The following is a 19242-nucleotide window of genomic DNA, read 5'->3' on the forward strand; positions in this document are numbered from 1 at the left end:
GCCCTATCCGGAGGACTAGTCGAAGACGACTGTGAGCTCTTGGACGGTGCCGTCGGGGGCCCAGGTCAGGTGCATCGTGCCGGTGCCGCCGCCGGCCCATTGGAAGCGGCCGGTGTCTGGGTCGAGCAGGGTCATGGTTTCGGCGGGTGGGTTGGCTGCGTAGGCGGCGGCGATGGTCGCGCGGCCGGTGAAAGGGCCAGCTGGTACGCCGACGAACGTCATCTGGGCGTCGTCCGCGAAGCGGGTGGCGAAGGTGTCCCAGTCGCCGGTGGTTACGGCATGGTTGAACGCGGTGACGTGGTCGTCGAGTTGGGTCATTTGCGGTTCCGGAGGATTTTGCGGATGGCGTCTACGCGGTCTGCGTACGCCGCTTCGCCGCCGCGGCGGGTGGGGTTGTAGTAGTCGGTGCCGTCGATGACATCGGGGGCGTACTGCTGGCCGACGACGCCGCGGGGATCGTTGTGGGAGTACTGGTACGACGAGCCGTGGCCGATCTTCTTCGCACCGGCGTAATGGGCGTCGCGCAGATGGGACGGGACCGGACCGATCTTGCCGGCCTTCACGTCGGCGATCGCGGCGTCGACGGCGGTGATGACGGCGTTCGACTTCGGCGCCAGCGCAAGCGCGACGACTGCCTGGGCGAGGTTGATCCGCGCCTCCGGCATACCGATCAGCTGTACGGCGTCGGCCGCGGCAACCGCCACGCCCAGGGCCGTCGGGTCACCCATGCCGATGTCCTCACTGGCCGAGATCACCAGCCGGCGCGCGATGAACCGCGGATCCTCACCGGCCACGATCATCCGCGCCAGGTAGTGCATCGCCGCATCCACGTCCGAGCCACGAATCGACTTGATCAACGCCGAAGCCACGTCATAGTGCTGATCCCCCGCCCGGTCATACCGTACGGCGGCCTGGTCGACCGCCGTCTCCAGCGTCTCCAGGTCGATCGTCGCGGGCGGAGTCGTCGCGGGGCCGGCACTCGCGGGGCCGGCACTCGCGGAATCGGCACTCGCGGAATCGGCGCTCGCGGAATCGGCGCTCGCGGAGTCGGCGCTCGCGGAGTCGTCGTCCACCGAGGCGGCGGATGCTGAGTCGTCACCCGTGGATGTGGCGGGGGTGGGCTTGGCAGGGTGTTTGGCGCGGGCTCCGCCGGCTGCTGCTTCCAGGTAGGTCAGAGCTCGGCGCGCGTCTCCCCCGGCCATCCGGAGCAGGTGGTCGCGGGCGTCGGGTGCCAGCGTGAACTCTCCGGCCAGCCCTCGCTCGTCGACGAGCGCGCGATCCAGGAGCACCGAGATGTCGTCGTCGGTGAGCGATTCCAGGGTGAGGAGCAGGCTGCGGGACAGCAGCGGGGAGATGACCGAGAAGAACGGGTTCTCCGTGGTGGCGGCGACCAGGGTGACCCAGCGGTTCTCGACGCCGGGCAGGAGGGCGTCCTGCTGGGCCTTCGTGAAGCGGTGGACCTCGTCGATGAACAACACCGTCTCGACAGCACCGCCCGGGCGGGCCAGGTCACGCCGCGCCCCGTCGATCACCTGCCGAACGTCCTTCACCCCGGCCGTGACCGCGGACAGCTCCACGAACTTCCGGTTCGTCTGGTGCGACACGACCGCCGCGATCGTGGTCTTCCCAGTCCCCGGCGGCCCCCACAACAGCAGCGACATCGGCTGGTCCCCCTCGACCAGCCGCCGCAACGGCGAACCCGGGGCCAGCAGATGCTGCTGCCCCACGAGCTCATCCAGACTCCGCGGCCGCATCCGGACAGCCAGTGGCGCCGCCGTATGGTCCACGTCCGCCAGGCTCCCGCCACCCCTCGCAGGCGCAGGAGCTCCCGGCAGATCGAACAAGCCCTCACTCACCCCAAGAGCCTAACCACTGCCACCGACATTCCGCGTTGCTGGGTGGCCGGGGTGGGCGGTCGCTGGGGACCGCGTGCATGAAGTGGGGACGTGGGACATCTGACCGGCTGTCCGCAGTCCCCAGTTGGTGACCGCAGTACGGCGGATTGCCCGGATTCCCCGTTTGAGCCGCCGCCCACGCCACCAGTTGTGGCCGGAGACCAGAAGCTGGGGCCGGAGACTCCGTGCCACAGGTCTCCAGCCGTCACAAGGTGTCTCAGGCCACCAGTGGTGGCGCGGACCAGCTACCGCAGACGTCGCCGGCCGCCTCCGATCGGAGTTGCGGGGGTTTGTGGAGTCGTACTGCCACGGAGCGGCAGCCAGACTCCACAAAAGCGGCGTGGCCGGCTACTTCTTGGCGTCCTTCGGGTCGTCGTCGGAGTCGGCTTCGCGGAGTTCTTCGGGGAGGTCGTCGGAGTCGGCTTCGCGGAGTTCCTCGGGGAGGTCGTCGTCGGAGTCGGCGTCGCGGAGTTCTTCGGGGAGGTCGTCCTCGTCGAAGTCCTCCGGGAGGATCTCCTCGGCCTCGGCCCCCGACTGCGGGCGGATGGCGTTGCGGAGCCGGCCGAGGATCCGGTCGGCTTCGGTGCCGAAGGGGTTGTCGTTGACGAGGTAGGTCCAGGTGGCGGTCGGGCGCGGGACGCCGGAGGCCGCTTCGTCCAGGCCAGAATCCGTGATGGTGGCCTCGGCGAAGGTTTCGGCGGCGTCCTTCCAGGCGTCGGCGATGAGCGTGTCGAACGACGCGATCGCGGACTTGTTGAACTCGTCGATCGGCTTCATGTGCACGATGCCGCCGGCCAGGGAGCGCAGGTGGATGCCCTCGCGCAGGTCCGCCAGGAAGGCGAGGTGGTCGGTCCAGCGGCGGTCGAGGTGGTGCAGGGCGATCCGCCGGGCGGCGTCCTTCACCTTGTCCTCGCCGTGCTCCTCGACCAGTTCGTCGTACTTCTCCTTGACCCGCTCGGACAGCTCGGTCGCGGCCAGGTCCTCGGTCAGCACCTTCTCGCGGGTGTCGAGCAGGATCGAACGCTGCTGACCGGTGAGCCGGTGGTACTGCCACGTCGTACGGTGCAGCTCGGCGTTGGCGCCATCCGCGACCCGCTGGGCGTGGTCGAGCATGCCGACGGACTTACGGTCGTTGAGGCGGCCGGTCTCGTCCGGGTGCGGGCGCAGGCCGGACGAAACGGAGTACCGGACGACGAGTTCGTCGCCGAGGCTGGCGAAGAACAGCGAACCGCCCGGGTCGCCCTGGCGGCCGGCGCGGCCGCGCAGCTGGTCGTCGAGCCGGCGGGATGCGTGCAGGCCGGTGCCGATCACGTACAGGCCGCCGAGCTCGATGGCCTTGTCCTTGTCGTGCGACTCGTCCTTGCCACCGAGGCGGATGTCGGTACCGCGACCGGCCATCTGCGTCGAAACGGTGACCGTCCCCGGCACACCGGCCTCGGCGATGATGCCCGCCTCCTCGGCGTCGTTCTTCGCGTTCAGCACGACGTGCGGGATCTCGGCGGCCTCGAGCCGGTCGCTCAGCTGCTCGGACTCCTCGACACTGTGGGTGCCGATCAGGATCGGGCGGCCGGTCTCGTGCACCTCGGCGATGTGCTCGACGAGGGCGACGTTCTTCTGCTCGACGGTCAGGTACAGCCGGTCCTCGGCATCCTTGCGGATGTTCGGCTTGTTCGGCGGTACGACGGCCACCTCGACGTCGTAGAACTCCTGGAGCGACTCGCCGACGACCACCGCCGTACCGGTCATGCCGCAGAGCGACTTGTAGCCCTTGATCAGCGCCTGCACGGTGATGCTGTCGAGCACCTCACCGGAGTCACTGACCGGGACGGCTTCCTTCGCCTCCACGGCGGCCTGCAGACCGTCGGGCCAGCGCTGCAGCTTGGCGATCCGGCCGCGGTTGTTGTTGATCAGGCTGACCTTGCCGTCGCGGACCAGGTAGTCGACGTCCTTGCGCAGCAGCACCTCGGCGTGCAGCGCGACGTTGATCTGGGTCAGCCGGTCGAGGTTCTCGTCGTCGTACAAGTTGACGCTCGGCGCCGCGACTTCGTCTTCCGCCTTGTCCTCGGCGTCTTCCGCAACCTCGTCCTCGGAGTCGGCCTCTTCAACATCGGCCTGCACAGCTTCGGCCTTCGCGGCCTCGGCGACGACGGCGGCGCGCTCACCGAAGGCCTTCTCGACCTTGTCGGTGCCGCGGTCCGTCAGTGCGACGGTCCGGCCGTCGCCGTCGATCTCGTAGTCGACGCCGGCGCGCAGCGTGCGGACGATCTGTACGACGTCGTCGTCCAGCTCCTCGGTCCGGGTCGCCCCGGCGAGCACCAGCGGCACGCGGGCCTCGTCGATCAGCACGGAGTCCGCCTCGTCGACCAGCGCCACGTCCGGCTCGGTCGTGACCCGCTCCGACACGTCGTTGACGAGCCGGTCGCGCAGTACGTCGAAGCCGACCTCGCTGACCGGCACGTAGCAAACCTCAGCCTGGTACGCCGTCCGTCGCTCCTCCGGCGTGGAGGCCTGGCCGACGTGCGACACCGTCACCCCGAGCAGCTCGTAGACCGGCGCCATCCACTCCGCGTCGCGGCGGGCCAGGTAGTCGTTGACCGCCAGCACGTGCACCCTGCGGCCACCGACCGCGTACCCGGCCGCGGCGAACGCACCGGCGAGCGTCTTGCCCTCACCGGTCGCCATCTCGACCACTCGGCCCTGCATCATCGCCAGCGCGCCCACGATCTGGCCGTCGAACGCCGACTCACCCAGCGTGCGCCGAGCCGCGTCCCGGGCCAGCGCCAGGAACTCGATCTGCTCGTCCTCGTGCAGCCCACCGGTGGTCCGGAGCTCACTGACGGACTCGGTGAGCTCCTCGTCGGTCAGCGGCTCGACAGTCTCCTCCGCCTCGAGCACCAGCTGCGAGAGCCGCTCGTAGGGGCCGAGGTTGATCGATCCGGGACGCTGCAGCAGCCGGCGAAAGCGCGAGGTGATTTTCAGAGCCATAATGACGGCAACGTACAGCCTCGGCGTGTCGTTCCGCCGACCAGGTCAGCGTGTCTCAGGGCTCCACTCGTACGGCGTGGTCGTGGTGACCCCGTGCAGGCCCAGTTTCTGCAGGATCGGGCGGGAGTCCTCGGAGGCGTCGACGCGGAGGAATTCGTACCCGCGTTCCTTGGCCAGTTGGGCCCGGTGCACCAGCAGCGAGCTGTAGAGGCCCTGCCGGCGCCACTCGGGCAGCGTGCCGCCACCCCACAGGCTGGCGAACCCCGTGCCCGGGTGGAACCGGATCCAGGCCGCCGACGCGACCGGACCGTCCGCACCGCGCAGCGCGTCCTCGATCAGGAACACCGACAACCGCTCCGGGAACATCCGCGCCTCGGCCGCCAGCCGCTCCTCGACCCCGGTCAGGCCGTTGCCCCACAGGTCGTTCATCAGTACGGCGATCCGGTGGAAATCGTCCGGCCCCTCGGCCTCCCGCAGAACCGCCTTCGACGGCAGCGCCGACGGCCGCTCGAGGATCCGGTCGACCTCACCCAGGATCAGCGTCTCCGGGTCCTCCCGCGTGAACCCCGCCCGGACCAGCCGCTCACCGAGGTCGGCCGGTTCGTCGTACGCGTAGGTCTTCCACTCGAACGACAATCCACGCTCGCCGAAGAAGGCGAGTTCGCGGGCGATGACCGCGTCCGGGTCGTCGCCCAGCCCGCGCGGTGTCTCGACGAAACCCGCGCCTTCCGGGCCCTCGACGTACGAGCGGTGCACCAGGCCGTCGTGCTCGACCTTCCAGCCGGGGATCGTGTCCGCGTCCGGCAACCGGATGCGGCGATGGAACACGTCGAGCAGTTCGTCTGGCGTCATCGTCGCAGTCAACCAATCCGGCCCCGTCGGCGTCCAACGAGTAAGTCCTGAGAGGGGGACCATCATGAACATCAACCACATCCCCACGAAGACGATCCTCGCCGCGCTGGTTGTAGCCGCAATTCCTGTGGCTGCACTGGCTGCACCCGGCTCGTCCCCCGCCCCTCAGACAGTCTCCACCGCCACCGTGTCCTGCCCATCCGGCTGGGGATCGCTGCCCGAAGCGAACGCCCGGATGGTCGAGTCCCCGGCAGTCGCCGTCCGCACCGGAAGGCACGCCTGCTTCGACCGGCTCGTCGTCGACCTGCAAGGCCGAGCTCCTGGGTACGACGTTCGCTACGTCAGCAACGTCACCCAGGACGGCTCCGGTTTCGTCGTCCCGCTGCGTGGTGGCGCGAAGCTGCAGATCATCGTCCAGGCGCCGTCGTACAAAGCGCTCAAGGCCCCGGATGTCCGCGGCTACGACACCTTCCGGCAGGTCGCGTACGCCGGAAGCTTCGAAGGGCAGACGACTCTCGGGCTCGGCGTCCGCGCCCGGCTGCCGTTCCGGGTCATCACGCTGTCCGACCGGCTGGTGATCGACGTCGCGCACCGCTGGTGATTCGTCAAGCTGAAAGTCTAGTTCCCAAGTAGTGATACAGGTGTTTGGTGACGGTCACAACCTGTCACGCTTCTCAGGTGACGACCCAACGCAAAGCCCTTGTTCTGGCGGCCGTTCCCGCCCTGATCTTGTCCACAGTGCTTGCCGGCCCGGCGGCAGGCACTCCCACTCAGCCGGTCGACGTCGCCCTGGAGTGGTACGACGTCACGGCGAACACGATCGCTGCGGCCGGTGCGCCGACCCAGGTGACGAACAACCGCACCTGGGCGATCGGCTGGCTCGCGGCCGGTCGCGCGCTCACCCGGTCAGCTGCTGCAGCAACGCCGTACAAAGAGGCCGCACTGGCCGCGGCGGTCCACGAGACCTTGGTGACGCTCGCGCCTGCTCGCAAGACGCAGCTCGACGAGGCGCTCGCCACCACACTCGGCCGGATCCCTGACGGCGCCGACGAGACTGCCGGCGCGGCGGCCGGGCGCCAGCAGGCCAAGGCTTTACTGGCCTCCCGCGCCAACGACGGGCTGGATCCGGCGGCGGTGAATGCACCGTTCAGCCCACCGTCCACCAGCCCTGGCGTTTGGCAGCCGACGCCGCCGACGTACAGCCCGGGAACGCAGTACGGGAATCGCGTGGCCAAGCCCTTCCTGCTCAAGGCAGCTGACCAGTTCCGCCCCGGGCCGCCGCCGGCGCTGGGTAGTCCGCGGTACAACCGCGACCTGGCCGAGGTCCGTGCGGACGGAGCCCTCGCCAGCACCACCCGCACCCAGGCCCAGACCGACACGGCGCAGTTCTGGTACGGCTCGTCGTACGTGCTCTACACCGAGCCGCTACGCGTCGCAGTGGCTGAAGCGGTACGGCGTCCGTTGGCCGAGCGCGTCAAGCTGGTCGCACTGTTCCACGTCGCCTCCGTGGACACCCAGATCGCCACCTCCGACACCAAGTACGCGTACCAGCGCTGGCGCCCGGTGACCGCGTTGCGCGCGACCGTGGATGCGCAGTGGACGCCCCTGCACAACACACCGGCCCACCCGGACTACCCGAGCGGTCACACGACGTACTCCGGCTCGGCAGAACAGGTGCTGACCGCTCTGGTGGGCCCACGCACAGCCAAGCCCTACACGATCGGCAGCCCGACAGCTCCCGGCGTGACCCGCACCTACACGGACTGGCGACAGCTCACCGCCGAGAACGTCGACGCCCGCGTCTGGTCCGGGATCCACACCCGCACCGCGGACACCGTCGGTGCGACTCTGGGCCGTGCGGTCGCCGCCCACACGATCCAGAACGCCTACAAGCTCTTCCGTTGACCGCAGCTCCGGCGGGCGCACGCGGCGCCCGCCGGAACGCGTTTGTTACGGCAGGACTCGGTTCATCAGGTCGAAGAACGCGTTGGCCAGCACCAGCTCGTACCGGTCGTCCAGCAGACCAGCCAGCTCGGCGATATCGGACGGCGTCCAGTTCCAGGCGTTGATACCGCCAGAGATAAACAGCGGCTTGGTGCCGTCCCACTTCGCGACCTGAGCATCCAGTGCGGTCTTGTACTCCCCGGCCTTACCCGGTGCACCCCACTGACCCGCGATCGGCAGACCGCCCTGGCGGACAGCGAGCAGGTCGCCGTCCCAGGTCTGCATGATGCCCTTCAGTGGCGTGTACTTCGCGAACCCGGCCGCGATCTCCTCCGAGAGCACGACCCACTTGTCGTTCTCCCGGTGGCTGTACGAGTACACCTGATCCATGCCGGTACGGCGCAGTTGTGAGCCCGTCAGCTTCAGGAACTGGGTGAACTCGCTCGGTACCCACGAGCCGGGGTAGGTGTAGCCCGCACCGGACGGTCCACAGACCAGGAGGTCGTTGGCCGTGGCAGTCCGCTGGAAATGACTGAACAGTCCCGGACCGGTCTCCAGCAACATCGGACTGATCGTCCAGTTCGCCGGAGCCTCGCCACGCTTCGGGTCGTCCCACAGATCGCGCATGTGGCGCTGGCAGTACTGGATGTTGTCGCCCTCACCGAACGTCAACGTCAGATAGACCTTGTTCTTCGGCTTGCTGATCCGCCGGATCGGCCGGACCTTGTCCGAGATCGGTGCGGTGAACCCGGCATGCACCGTCCCGTTCATGTAGAAGTCCGCCGCGATCACCGGCGAACCACCCTTCGAAGCGAGGTCGACACCGTCCCACTCACCGGCGACGTCGTTCGCGAACCACCCCATGTACGGCGCGAGTGTCGGCCACTTGGTGAGGTGCTCGATCAGAAGCTCACCGGTCGCACCACTCGGCGGTAGCCAGCTCACCAGGGCTTTGGTGGCCACCACGTAGTCGCGGAAGTACGCGAACGGTTCGATCCGCGTGGGCGCGGTGTCGGTGATCGAGACCAGGTACTGGTTCCACATCGTCACGGTCACCACGAGGGACGTCGTACCGGCTGGTGGCTCGAAGGCGTAGATGTAGTAGCCACCACCGTCGCTGAAGCGGTTGGCCTCACCACCGATACTCGAGTTCGCGCCGTCGAAGAGGTACTGCTCCTCCTCCGGCGTCCCCGGCTTGAAGTGCGCGATCTCGACGCCGTTCGCCTTCACCCACACCTCGGACACCGACGGACCCCAGCCGTCGTCCCCGAACGAGTCCTGCCACCGGACGTACACCTTGCCCTTGCCGAGCTTGGCCGACACGTCGAGGTCGTAGTTGCCGCGGTTCGAGGAGTCCCGGATCTGGCGGGTTTCCCGGGCGATCTCCTGCCACTGCACGTTCTCGACCGCGACCACCCGGGTCGGCGGCAGGCCTGCCAGCAGCTTGTGGGTGACCCGCGGGAACAGGTTGTCGAGCTGCCACCGGTACGTCTTCACCCGGTCGTCGTCGAACTTCCCGCGCAGGTCCTGCACGATCTTCAGGCCGTGCGCCTTGGCCTGATCGGCGTTCGCGACCACGCAGTCCTCGAGGCCGGCCAGGGTGGTCGCGACGTTCAGCGAGTCCGGTACGGCGGGGTCGTAGACGATCGCACCGCGGACCCGGTGCCGGTACTTCGCCACCAGGTCGAGCGGGTTCCGGTAGAGCGTCGTCGGCAACCGCATGTCGGTCAGCCACTTGGTGTCCGGCGTGCTCTGGGTGCCGGTGTCGTAGAGGAAGTACAGCTCGGGCTGCGCGCGGTTGACGATGCCTTGCAACGTTGTCAGCAGCGTCTGGTCCTGACCGCTGAGTTTGCTCGCATCGCCGTAGTGCAGGTGCTTCGGGCGGTTGAAGGCCGGCAGCAGCCGGGCGGGGCTGCCGGACGTCGATGGTGCAGCATTCGCAGTGGTTGTCAGGCCCGGGACCAGTCCGATCCCACCTGCCGTCACTGCACCGCTGCCCGCCAGGAACGTTCGTCTCGAGACCATCGTGACCACTCCCTGTCGCTGACATCGATGTCAAATCTGGCCGGACAGTAGCAATCCGATGAGAGCGTGTACAGACCTCGTTACATCGTTGACCGGATGTGGTTGGAATCGTTTCCGGGAGATCGGATCTCTACCAGGCCCGGTGCAGGATCTCGGTCGCCTCGGCCAGGCTGATCCCCGCCCGCCGGGCCGCCCGCGCCAGCACCGTCGCCGCCGCCCGCGTCTCCTCGTCGTCGACCTGACTCCGCGACGCCAGCACGAACGTCCCGTTCCGCCCCCGCGTCTCGATCATCCGATCAGCCTCGAGCTCCTTGTAAGCCCGAGCCACCGTATTGACCGCCAGCCCCAGATCCCCCGCCAACTGCCGAACCGTCGGCAACCGCGTCCCCTGAGCCAACTCCCCCCGCCGAATCAGCCCGTCGATCTGCTCCTTCACCTGCTCGTACGGCGGTTTCGCCGCCGCCGGATCCACCGAGATGATCATCCGACCACCCGCCGCACCCGCCGCAGAGCCCAGGGGGTCATGGGGATCCAGGAGTTCACGAGCATGAGCACCATCGACACCAGGAACACCCCGAACGCGACATCCCAGAAGTACATCGGGTGCCCCCGCCAGTCGAACGACGACGGCACCGATGCCCCAAGAAGCCAGCTGACGGTGATGATCGCCGTACCGAGGTCGCGCAGCGTCGCCGCCCGATACGCCTCTTGCCAGAGCAGTTGCGCCGGCCGCCCGGACGACTGACTGACTCGAAGCGCCATCCGCTCAAGCGCTATGCCCGCGCCCCACAGCAGCACCGCGACCGAACCACTCGCGACCAGCAGCCAACCTCGCGCCGGACGATTGTCCGAGCTGAGCACGCCGACGCCCAATCCAATGCACACCAACGGTATCGCGACGACCCCGTAGTGGATCGCCGTCTCGACCGGAGTCAGATAGTCACCCAGGCGGCGTGGCCGCAGCGTCGCCGTCCGGGGCCCGTCGACCTTCGAGCGCCGCACCGCCCGATAGGCGTCCAACAGCGTCGCACCACCACCGATAAACGACGCAGCCGCAAACGCCCACACAATCGGACCGAGCCCTGAACCGCCCTCGGAGTCCGGACCGAACTGGAACGCCTGCCCACTGAACAGCAGCACCACACCACCCACCAGAATCCCCAGCAGATACCCGATGCTGAGCACCCCGACCCGCCGCTGGAACCACCCGATCGCCGCCTCGGCAAGATCGGGATCAGCCGGCAGCCCACCCTGCCGAATCAGCCGGTTCACCTCGGACCGAGCCGTCTTCTTCCGCTGCGACCACACCACCACCAGAATCACCACCGCAAGCCCCAGAACAGCCAGCATCTCCCCCGCTCCCTCCACTCGCTTGTACCAAATGTATTGATACAAACAGATCGAGTCAAGCCTGACTAGGTCAGGCCGAGCGAGGCGACGAGGTCGCGCAGCTCGTCTTCGTAGATGGCGGCGGCGTCGGAGGTCAGGGGGGTCAGGTGGCCGTAGATCTCGAGTGAGATCAGGCCGTGCATCCGGCCCCAGATCCGCAGCGTCAGGGCGATACCTGCCGGCGGGAGGTCGGGGAATTCTTCACGGACGTGAGCATCCAGGGCAGGATCGAAGTCCGTCCAGTGATAGCGGCGACCGTGGCCGGCGCGACCCGCGGCGAACGTGGGCCAGGCCGCTGCGGTCAGCCCGACCAACGCCGTACAGGCGCGGAGTTCCGCCTGCTTGCCAGGGCTTTCCGCCGGTAACTGGTAGCCGGGAACGGGATCGCCGTAGATCAGCCGGAAGCCTTCGGGGTCGGCCACGGCCCAATCGCGGATCGCCTTTCCCCAGGCGATGATCCGGCCACCGGGGTCGGCCTCGGGTACGGCATCGCGGGCCGCCTCGGCGGCATCCACCACCGAGGTGTAGATCTCGCCGACGAGAACCGTGACCAGGTCGTCCCTGGTCGCGAAGTAGCTGTAGATCGCCCCCGCGGTCATACCCATCTCACGGGCGATCGCCCGCAACGAGATGGCGCTCGGTCCGCCGTCGGCGAGCAGCCGCATCGCGATGGCCTTGATCTCGGCGCTGGTCTCGGTGCGGAGCCGGTCGCGACGGCTCGGAGTCTGGCTCACGCTTGACAGTTTACAGCGTTGGGCTAGTGTTCTCCGTGCAAACATTGAACGCCGTGTACTAAATGCACGGCATACACAAGGCAGGTCTCGTGAGTAGAGAAAGACTTCGCCTCGGGCTGCTGGCCCTGACCCAGCTCATCGTGGCTCTCGACTACAACATCGTGTACGTGGCGCTGCCCGAGATCGGGACTGCGCTGGGATTCACCCCACAGTCCGTGCAGTGGGTCGTCAGCGCCTACGCCGTCGGGCTCGGCGGACTGTTGCTGTTCGGTGGACGGGCCGTCGACCGGCTCGGACCACGCAAACTCTTCATGGCCGGGCTGGCGTTGTATGCGATCGCGTCGCTGGCCGGTGGTCTGGCCTCGGATCCGGGAGTCCTGATCGCGGCGCGCGCAGTACAGGGTGTGGGTGGCGCCCTGTTGACTCCGGCAACACTCGCTCTGATCTACCGCAGCTTCGCCGAGGGGCCTGCACGCAACCGGGCGCTGGGCGCGTGGGGACTCGCCGGCAGTGCGGGTCTGGCCGCCGGCTCTCTCCTGGGTGGCGTCCTGACCAACTACCTCGGCTGGACCTGGGTGTTCTTCGTCAACGTGCCGCTCGCTGCGGTCTGCGTTGTCGCAGCGCTTCGTCTCCTCCCCGCGGACCCGAGGCGGACACAGGGGAGCTTCGACATCGCCGGGGCGGTTTTGGCCACCGCGGGTTCAGCGTTGCTGGTTCTCGGTCTGGCCGCAGGATCATCGGCTGGATGGTGGTCGGTGCAGAGCACCGGCACACTTCTGGCCGGAGTCGCGGTGCTCGCGCTGCTACTGATCGTCGAGAAGCGCGCCCGCGATCCGTTGATCCCACTGCGGCTGGTCCGGGGCCGCAGCCTCGCGATCACCATGGGAGTGATCGCGATCTTCCAAAGCACGCTCGGCGGCGGGTACTACATCCTCACGTCGTATCTGCAGCCCGTCCTCGGCTACAGCGCTCTGGAGGCGGGGCTGAGCTTCCTGCCACTGACAGTCGTCTGCATGGTGGCGGCCGTCAAGCTCGCGCCACCTCTGCTCGATCGCTGGGGCATTCGCACCACGCTCGCGCTGTCGATGATCGGTGCCGGCATCGGTATCGCAGCCCTCGTTGCGGGGATCTCTACCGACGGAGGTTTCTGGCCGCTACTACCCGGGAGCATCATCTGGGGCGTCAGCGGTGGGGTGGCGTTCGTGACGCTGTTCGCATCCGCCGGGACCGGGGTGGCGCCGGACGAGCAAGGCGTCGCGGCAGGCGTCGCCAGCACCGCCAAGGAGATCGGCGGCGCGATGGGCCTGGCCGTCTTCGTCGCGATCGTCACCGGTACGCACGATGCACTCCGTGGTCTGCACACCGCCGGCTGGGTGGCCGCCGTACTCACCGTCGCCGGTGGACTCCTTGCCTTTGCCCTCAAGCCGTCCCGGACCGTTGAGCGGTCGGCCGAATCAGTCGGTCAAGCCGGATCTGCAGGCTGAGGGGTGAACAGTTGCCACTGGCCTTCGGAGACGACATCGACGGTGCCGTCGGCTGCCACCCGTACGGCGGTCTGGTCATCGATCGCGTACGTCGGGGCGGGGATCCGGGCCGCCCATTTCTCCGCGTTGGCCAGCGACGCGTCCGGGTGGCGGTCGTTCTCCAGGTGCGGAATGACGGCGAAGTCGACAAGCCCCGCCCCCTGCCCGGTGACCAGGAGCCGATCGACGTCGCCCTGCGGCGTACTGAAGACGACCTCCTCCGACTTCCATGAGCGGGCGGAGCTGCCCCACTCACCAACCCGCTCCTGGCCGGTCCGGACGTGTCGCGCTGAGCCTGAACCCAGCAGCCCACCCAGAGTTGGTCAGTGCCAGCGGTCCGCCCCTCCCCCGGGCCACCCCTTCAACACGGTGACTTCGCTCGACGCGCCACCACGGACAGCCCTGCATCGACTGTCAGGGGACCTGCCTGCCATCACAAATGAACGCGCGGCTGCTTGTTGCGCGTAGGCACGTCCGCGATGACCAATTGTGATGGCCTGGCGGTCCGGACCTTGCACCACCAGCAGCGTGAGCACCATCAACGCACGTGCAGCCGGCCGCAGGTGCCGGCGGTAGCCGGAGGGGCGGGCGGTAGCCCGCGGAGGAAGGACGGCGGTAGCCGGGGGTGGGTGGGAGCGCGCGGAGCGGGCGCGACGCAGGAGTGGCTGCGGGAGCGCGCGAGGGCGATCTACTCGAAGTCGCTCGGGGAGTAGGGTTTTTGCTCGACCAGGACGAGCCAGTTGCCGGAGTTGTCGCGGAGGACGGCTTCGACGCCGTACGGGCGGTCGGAGGGTTCCTGGATGTGGTCCACGCCTTTGGCTTTGAGGTCGGCGAAGGTTTTGTGGCAGTCGTCGGTGGCCAGGCCGACGCCGTGCATCATGCCTTTGGCCATGATGCGGCGGATGGCGTCGGCGGACTCGGGGTCCATGGGCGGGCCGGGGATCATCAGGGCGAGTTCGAGTTCGGGGTGGTCGGGCTGGTGGACGGTGACCCAGCGGAAGTCTTCGCTGAGAGTGATGTCGTTCTTGAGGGTGAAGCCGAGTTTTTCGGTGTAGAACGCCTTGGCCTCGTCGATGTCGTGGACATAGATGGTGACCAGGTGCACGTTGGTGATCACGGTGTCTCCTCATGGTTGGTGTCCTCACGACGGTAGGCCCCGGACAGCCCGGGCTGCTTCTCCGGAATTGCGGAGTTCAGGCCGAGCATGAACACGTAGCACCCCGGGATCCGGGAACCTGCCTGAGTGCGCTGGTACGTCGTCGGTGGTACGCCGACGAGTTCGCGGAAGCGGCGGGAGAACGTGCCGAGGCTGGTGTAGCCGACCAGTTCGCAGACCTCGGTGACGGTCAGGTTGGTGGCGCGTAACAGGTCTGCCGCGCGTTCGATGCGGCGGCGGGTGACGTACTGCATGGGCGTTTCGCCGTACTCGGCGGCGAAACAGCGCAGGAAGTGGTACTTCGAGACGCCGGCGGCCGCGGCCAGTGCGGCCAGGTCGAGCGGCTCGGCATAGTTGCGGTCGGCAACGTCTCGGGCGCGGCGCAGGTGCGCGAGCAGCTCGATCGGGACGCCGTGGATCATCTGCCGAGCGTAGTACTTTCGGCGCCCACCGAAAGAGTGGCCGGTTTGCCAGGGGTTGAAAGACTTGAAGTATGAGAGTCGGACAAGGTGGCAGCGGGCCGGGCCCACGAACCCCGGACGGCAGTGCGATCGAGATGTACGAGCAGGCGGAGGCGCACGGCGAGGACGAACTCATCGACCAGGCGATCGATCCGAGGAGCAGCATTCTCGAGCTGGGCTGCGGGACCGGGCGCATCACCCGGCCGTTGCTGGCCCGCGGTCACGAGGTCGTGGCGGTCGATGAGTCAGCCGGCATGCTCGCCCACATCCCCGAGACGGAGACGATTCAGGCGACCATCGGCGAACTGCGGCTCGGCCGGCGGTTCGACGTCGTACTGATGATGTCCTACCTGATCAACGTTGCCGACGACGCCGAGCGGCTGCGGTTGCTCCGGACGTGCGCGCAGCACGTTCGTCCGGGCGGCTCGGTGCTGATTCAGCAGCAGCTGCCTACACAGCTCGCCAAGCCCGTCGTACTGGAGAGTGAGCGCGGCCGGATGGAGATCTCCGACGTCGAGCACCTGCCTGGCAACAAGGTTGCTGCCACGGTGACGCACACCCGCGACGGCCGGACGTGGTCGCAGCGGTTGCTGACTCAGAACCTCACCGAGGAGCAGCTGGCTGGTCAGCTCACCGAGGCCGGGTTGCGGCTGGCGGAGTACCTCACGCCGGACACCAGCTGGGTGCGTGCCAATCCGGTGGCAACCGGACCCCAGGGTGTGGACCCTGATGGGTATGACGACGATTTCGCGGCAGGTCGATCGCCCTCCGCCTGACACCGGGGACGACGATCTCTGGGACGCCCTGCGCCGCCAGGAACCAGAGGCGCTGGGCGAACTGTTCACCCGGTACGCCGCAGCCGTGCACGCGTATGCGGTCCGGCATACGGGCTCCTACGCGTACGCCGATGACGCCGTACAGGCGACGTTTGTGACCGCCTGGAAGCAGTTCAGCCGCACCGACGTCGGACCGCTGCAGCACGGTACGGCGAAGCCCTGGTTGCTGGCGATCGCCCGCAACGAGCTCCGGAACAGCGTCCGGTCCAGACGGCGACTGGCGCAGTTCCTGCTCCGCCAACCGGCGCCCCTGGACCACCCGGACCACTCCGAGGCGGTCGCTGCGCGCGTTGACTCCGAGCAACACATCCAGGCCGTTCGGGCAGCCCTGTCTGCCCTTCCGGCCCACGAGCGCGAGACCGTCGAGCTCGTCTATTGGGCAGAGCTGACGCTCGCCGAAGCCGCGGCGGTCCTGGGGGTCGCCGAAGGCACCGTGAAGGCCCGGCTCTTCCGAGCCCGCCGCCGCCTGCCCGCCCTGCTGGAGGAGCACCGATGAACCTGACCACTCCCCCGCCGGTCGAGCACCTCGACCCCGGGTACGCCGCGGATGTCAAGCACGACCTGGTCCGGAAGGCTCGCAAACCCAAGCGGGCGCGGTGGACTCCGTTCCTCGCCTGGGTGCCGATCGTCGCAGCCACCGCAGCGATCGCGATCAGCACCACCACAGTCGTCACCCTGAGCCGCAGCGGCGGTGGCGGCTCCACGGATCCGGCCGGACCGCCCGGCATCGTCCAGGTGCCGCCTGAGGCTTCGAAGGTGGAGGAAACCGACCTCGGCCCCGCAGACGAGGCCTGGGCCCGTGCAGCTGCGGAAAAGTGTCTCGTGCCGAGCACCGATGCGTACGGCACCAAGTCGCATTGGAACAGCCCTGCGGATGCAAAGACTGCCAAGATCCGCTCCGCGCGCTGGGTGAAGAACGTGGTACATCCCGACGAACGCAGACAGCTGCTGCAGTCCTTCAGCATCGTCGACGAGGACGTGGTGTTCCAGTGCCTGGACGGCGTCGTCCTCTGGCATGGCATCACGAGTGAGCTCGACGACGGGGTGTCCGCTCAGGAACCCGTCGCAGGCGCGTGGTCGTGGGGCTCGGAGGATCAAGGACCGGTGACCGTTGCAAACTCGGACTACATCTTCCGCGCCACTGACGACGTCGAACGGGTTCAGCTTCGAATTCGGGGGACCGAGGCAGCGTCTCCTTGGTACTCGACACGCGTCAGCGGCAATCTCGGATACATCGCCGGTGTGCTGCCCGGCGCACAAGCCGACGCCGGACGGCTCGAGGTTGACCTGCGTGCGTTCGACAAGGCTGGGAAGCAGGTCTGGTCCAAGACGTTCGGCTGACAACAACAAACCGGCCGGGCCCTCGGGGGGGCCGGCCGGTTCGCGGGGTGGCTTCGGGTGTGGAGGGATCAGCCGAGGCCGCTGCTGCCTTCGTTCACTGCTGCTTCGAACTGGGTGCGGGTGAGCTTGGAGGTGTCGCCCATGGTCTTGGCCGTCCGGCTGCAGTTGACCGCGGGGGCCGGCTGGCCGGACAGGTAGGCGATGGCGGTGCGGAAGGTTGCGCAGCGGCGGCCGTCCTCGTCGCCGGCCGGGTAACCGATGGCGGCGTTGACCTTGCCCATCTGCAATGCGTCGGCGTACGGGTTGATCCTGCGCTCGACCGTCCAGTACCAGCGGGCGATCGGGGCGCTCCACTCCAGCGACCTGGCCTTCTCCGGATCACTGACGAGGTTGACGCCGAGGTGGTCACCGGCCCGCTGGTAGTTGCCTTCGGTGGTCAACTGGATGTAGCCGCGGCCGCCGTACGGGCGGGTGTCGCCGATCTCGCGGATGTTGTACTCCAGCCGCGACTCGTGCACCAGCGTGGCAAGGAACGCGGCCTGGCGGTACACGGTGTTGATCTCAGCGCCGCGCATCGCCTCGTTCAGCGACGGCAGGCCCTCCTCCACGAGCGTCGGGTTCGCGATCCGCGAGCCGAACATGGCCTGTACGTCGGCCAGCGTGATCTCGCGGTACGGCGGTTCCGGGTCGACGCCACATTCGCCGACGCCGGGCAGCTTGTCCTCGGGGATCGCGACGAACACGACTGACAGGTACCCGCCGAGTGCGGGGACATGGGCCCACCACTCACTGGTGCCTTCGGACGTCGTGACGCGGTCACCCCGCTTCTGGCAGTCGACATCGATCGAGGTCGGCCCTGGCAACGTCCGGACGATGGCCGCGGACAGGTAGGCGTCGGCGCGGACGTTCACGCCGCTGCCGTAGGTGGAGAAAACGGCTGCGTATGCCGGGGTCGCGGTGACCAGACCGGCCGCCACGAGGCCGAGACCGGCGAGGAGGGTAGTGAGACGGCGCAGAACCATGCGGAACTCCTGAGGCGGAGAGGAGGGCGGAATCTAGTGAAATGTTTCCTGTGAACCACACGTCACGGTGACTTTTCACCAGATCCCGCTCGTTCTCAACCCTTTCGACCCTGCTGATCAGCCCACGGTGCCGGGCGCTCCAGGCACCTTGGCCAGCGCGTCGAACTGGGCGCGGGTGAGCATGGTGGTATCACCGGACATCGTCGCCGTCCGGCTGCAGTTCACCGCGGGAGCCGGCTGCCCACTCAGGTAGGCGATCGCAGTGCGGAAGGTCGCGCAACGACGGGCATCCTCGGCGCCATCGCCGAGCGGGTAGCCGATGGCTGCGTTGACACGGCCCATCTTCAGCTGATCCGCATACGGGTTGATATTGCGAGCAACAGTCCAGTACCAGCGAGCAATCTGAGCGCTATAGCGAATATCCCGAGCCAGCTCAGGATTGTTGATCAGGTCAACACCGAGCCACTGACCAGCCGGCCGATAGTTGAAATCGCCGGTCAACTGAATGTACCCACGACCGCCGTACAACCGAGTATCACCGATCTCGCGAATGTTGTACTCCAACCGCGACTCATGCACCAACGTCGCAAGGAACGCCGCCTTGCGATACACCGTGTTGATACTCGCGTCCCGCATCGCCTTGTTCAGCGACGGCAGCCCGGTCTGGACGAGCGACGGATTCGCAATCCGCGAACCGAACATCGCCTGTACGTCGGCCAGCGTCACGTCACCGGTCTGCGGCGGATCCTGCGGGCAATCCGGTACGCCGGGAAGCTTCGTGCCCGTGGTGTCGAGGTACGCGACTGTGGCGTAGCCGCCGTGCGCCGGCAGATGAGCCCACCAGGTCGTCGTACGGGTGCCGACCGTGACCGAGTCACCGGACTTCTGGCAGTCGACCTCGACCGACGTCGGCCCGGCCAGCACCTTGACCACGGCAGCCGACAGATAGGCGTCGGCCCGGATGTTCAGGTTGGTCGCGGTGGTCCGGAAGGGAGCGGCGTACGCCGGAACGGTGATGGCGAAACTGCCTGCGGCGATCGCGACCACGGACGCGAGAACGCGTTTGAGCATGAGCACTC

At 67.8% G+C, this 19242-nt stretch carries 19 protein-coding genes; 7 read left to right on the forward strand and 12 right to left on the reverse strand.

Features of this window, described 5'->3' with window-relative positions; genetic code table 11:
* Positions 1–15: 15 nt before the first annotated feature.
* From E1261_RS04080 to E1261_RS04095, 4 genes are all read right to left on the reverse strand, one after another.
* Entirely contained in the window at positions 16–318 is a 303-nt protein-coding gene (locus tag E1261_RS04080; RefSeq protein ID WP_132402031.1) for a nuclear transport factor 2 family protein, read from the reverse strand.
* Positions 315–1856, reverse strand: a complete 1542-nt coding sequence (locus E1261_RS04085; protein WP_132402034.1) for a replication-associated recombination protein A — start codon at positions 1854–1856, stop codon at positions 315–317. Before E1261_RS04085 ends, E1261_RS04080 begins: the two co-directional genes overlap by 4 nt.
* Positions 1857–2243: 387 nt before the next feature.
* Positions 2244–4880: a preprotein translocase subunit SecA gene (locus tag E1261_RS04090; RefSeq protein ID WP_132402037.1), complete on the reverse strand. Its 2637-nt coding sequence runs from the start codon at positions 4878–4880 to the stop codon at positions 2244–2246.
* A gap of 45 nt (positions 4881–4925) precedes the next feature.
* Positions 4926–5732: a GNAT family N-acetyltransferase gene (locus E1261_RS04095; protein WP_132402040.1), complete on the reverse strand. Its 807-nt coding sequence runs from the start codon at positions 5730–5732 to the stop codon at positions 4926–4928.
* A gap of 64 nt (positions 5733–5796) precedes the next feature.
* Between E1261_RS04095 and E1261_RS04100 the strand changes: the two genes are divergently transcribed.
* Both E1261_RS04100 and E1261_RS04105 read left to right on the forward strand, forming a co-directional pair.
* Positions 5797–6333, forward strand: coding sequence for an AMIN-like domain-containing (lipo)protein (locus E1261_RS04100; RefSeq protein ID WP_132402043.1), 537 nt, complete (start codon positions 5797–5799; stop codon positions 6331–6333).
* 77 nt (positions 6334–6410) lie between these two features.
* The gene (locus E1261_RS04105) at positions 6411–7637 is read left to right on the forward strand and encodes a vanadium-dependent haloperoxidase (RefSeq protein WP_132402046.1); all 1227 of its coding nucleotides are present in this window, start codon (positions 6411–6413) and stop codon (positions 7635–7637) included.
* Between the two features lie 45 nt (positions 7638–7682).
* Here the strand turns inward: E1261_RS04105 and E1261_RS04110 are convergent, their stop codons facing one another.
* From E1261_RS04110 to E1261_RS04125, 4 genes are all read right to left on the reverse strand, one after another.
* Complete coding sequence (locus tag E1261_RS04110; protein ID WP_132402049.1) at positions 7683–9701, reverse strand: GxGYxYP domain-containing protein; 2019 nt, start codon at positions 9699–9701, stop codon at positions 7683–7685.
* A gap of 130 nt (positions 9702–9831) precedes the next feature.
* Entirely contained in the window at positions 9832–10185 is a 354-nt protein-coding gene (locus E1261_RS04115; protein ID WP_132402052.1) for a GntR family transcriptional regulator, read from the reverse strand.
* Positions 10182–11051: a hypothetical protein gene (locus tag E1261_RS04120; protein WP_132402055.1), complete on the reverse strand. Its 870-nt coding sequence runs from the start codon at positions 11049–11051 to the stop codon at positions 10182–10184. The genes E1261_RS04115 and E1261_RS04120 overlap by 4 nt, the downstream gene beginning before the upstream one ends.
* 65 nt (positions 11052–11116) lie before the next feature.
* Positions 11117–11824 (reverse strand): TetR/AcrR family transcriptional regulator, encoded by a 708-nt coding sequence (locus tag E1261_RS04125; protein ID WP_238175995.1) that lies wholly within the window; start codon positions 11822–11824, stop codon positions 11117–11119.
* Between the two features lie 89 nt (positions 11825–11913).
* Here E1261_RS04125 and E1261_RS04130 point away from each other — a divergent pair, with 89 nt between their 5' ends.
* A complete protein-coding gene (locus tag E1261_RS04130) occupies positions 11914–13308 on the forward strand; it encodes an MFS transporter (protein WP_202874285.1) in 1395 nt (464 codons plus the stop codon).
* 11 nt (positions 13309–13319) lie between these two features.
* Positions 13320–13580, forward strand: a complete 261-nt coding sequence (locus tag E1261_RS45100) for a hypothetical protein (protein WP_165952352.1) — start codon at positions 13320–13322, stop codon at positions 13578–13580.
* Between the two features lie 455 nt (positions 13581–14035).
* Here the strand turns inward: E1261_RS45100 and E1261_RS04140 are convergent, their stop codons facing one another.
* Together E1261_RS04140 and E1261_RS04145 are read right to left on the reverse strand one after the other, a co-directional pair.
* Positions 14036–14464 carry a VOC family protein gene (locus E1261_RS04140; protein ID WP_132402064.1) on the reverse strand — a complete coding sequence of 143 codons (429 nt, stop codon included), beginning with the start codon at positions 14462–14464 and terminating at the stop codon, positions 14036–14038.
* Positions 14461–14925: a helix-turn-helix transcriptional regulator gene (locus E1261_RS04145; protein WP_132402067.1), complete on the reverse strand. Its 465-nt coding sequence runs from the start codon at positions 14923–14925 to the stop codon at positions 14461–14463. The genes E1261_RS04140 and E1261_RS04145 overlap by 4 nt, the downstream gene beginning before the upstream one ends.
* Positions 14926–14996: 71 nt before the next feature.
* Between E1261_RS04145 and E1261_RS04150 the strand changes: the two genes are divergently transcribed.
* From E1261_RS04150 to E1261_RS04160, 3 genes are read left to right on the forward strand one after another with little or no spacing between them, the layout of a single operon-like run.
* Positions 14997–15740, forward strand: coding sequence for a class I SAM-dependent methyltransferase (locus E1261_RS04150; RefSeq protein ID WP_132402070.1), 744 nt, complete (start codon positions 14997–14999; stop codon positions 15738–15740).
* Positions 15700–16296, forward strand: coding sequence for an RNA polymerase sigma factor (locus E1261_RS04155; protein ID WP_132402073.1), 597 nt, complete (start codon positions 15700–15702; stop codon positions 16294–16296). The genes E1261_RS04150 and E1261_RS04155 overlap by 41 nt, the downstream gene beginning before the upstream one ends.
* A complete protein-coding gene (locus E1261_RS04160; protein WP_132402076.1) occupies positions 16293–17141 on the forward strand; it encodes a hypothetical protein in 849 nt (282 codons plus the stop codon). Before E1261_RS04155 ends, E1261_RS04160 begins: the two co-directional genes overlap by 4 nt.
* Before the next feature lie 68 nt (positions 17142–17209).
* On the opposite strand, the gene E1261_RS04165 is transcribed toward E1261_RS04160, so the two are convergent.
* Both E1261_RS04165 and E1261_RS04170 read right to left on the reverse strand, forming a co-directional pair.
* A complete protein-coding gene (locus tag E1261_RS04165; RefSeq protein WP_132402079.1) occupies positions 17210–18163 on the reverse strand; it encodes a glycoside hydrolase family 19 protein in 954 nt (317 codons plus the stop codon).
* 117 nt (positions 18164–18280) lie between these two features.
* Entirely contained in the window at positions 18281–19234 is a 954-nt protein-coding gene (locus E1261_RS04170; protein WP_132402082.1) for a glycoside hydrolase family 19 protein, read from the reverse strand.
* Positions 19235–19242 lie beyond the last annotated feature (8 nt).

Origin of the sequence: Kribbella albertanoniae (assembly GCF_004348455.1) — a bacterium.
Taxonomy (GTDB): Bacteria; Actinomycetota; Actinomycetes; order Propionibacteriales; family Kribbellaceae; genus Kribbella; species Kribbella albertanoniae.

Bases quoted from the DNA above. Each gene is read 5' to 3' on its own strand.
- E1261_RS04080 (WP_132402031.1), bottom strand. From the start codon at position 318: ATGACCCAACTCGACGACCACGTCACCGCGTTCAACCATGCCGTAACC.
- E1261_RS04090 (WP_132402037.1), bottom strand. From the start codon at position 4,880: ATGGCTCTGAAAATCACCTCGCGCTTTCGCCGGCTGCTGCAGCGTCCC.
- E1261_RS04095 (WP_132402040.1), bottom strand. From the start codon at position 5,732: ATGACGCCAGACGAACTGCTCGACGTGTTCCATCGCCGCATCCGGTTG.
- E1261_RS04100 (WP_132402043.1), top strand. From the start codon at position 5,797: ATGAACATCAACCACATCCCCACGAAGACGATCCTCGCCGCGCTGGTT.
- E1261_RS04110 (WP_132402049.1), bottom strand. From the start codon at position 9,701: ATGGTCTCGAGACGAACGTTCCTGGCGGGCAGCGGTGCAGTGACGGCA.
- E1261_RS04115 (WP_132402052.1), bottom strand. From the start codon at position 10,185: ATGATCATCTCGGTGGATCCGGCGGCGGCGAAACCGCCGTACGAGCAG.
- E1261_RS04120 (WP_132402055.1), bottom strand. From the start codon at position 11,051: ATGCTGGCTGTTCTGGGGCTTGCGGTGGTGATTCTGGTGGTGGTGTGG.
- E1261_RS04145 (WP_132402067.1), bottom strand. From the start codon at position 14,925: ATGATCCACGGCGTCCCGATCGAGCTGCTCGCGCACCTGCGCCGCGCC.
- E1261_RS04150 (WP_132402070.1), top strand. From the start codon at position 14,997: ATGAGAGTCGGACAAGGTGGCAGCGGGCCGGGCCCACGAACCCCGGAC.
- E1261_RS04155 (WP_132402073.1), top strand. From the start codon at position 15,700: ATGACGACGATTTCGCGGCAGGTCGATCGCCCTCCGCCTGACACCGGG.
- E1261_RS04160 (WP_132402076.1), top strand. From the start codon at position 16,293: ATGAACCTGACCACTCCCCCGCCGGTCGAGCACCTCGACCCCGGGTAC.
- E1261_RS04165 (WP_132402079.1), bottom strand. From the start codon at position 18,163: ATGGTTCTGCGCCGTCTCACTACCCTCCTCGCCGGTCTCGGCCTCGTG.
- E1261_RS04170 (WP_132402082.1), bottom strand. From the start codon at position 19,234: ATGCTCAAACGCGTTCTCGCGTCCGTGGTCGCGATCGCCGCAGGCAGT.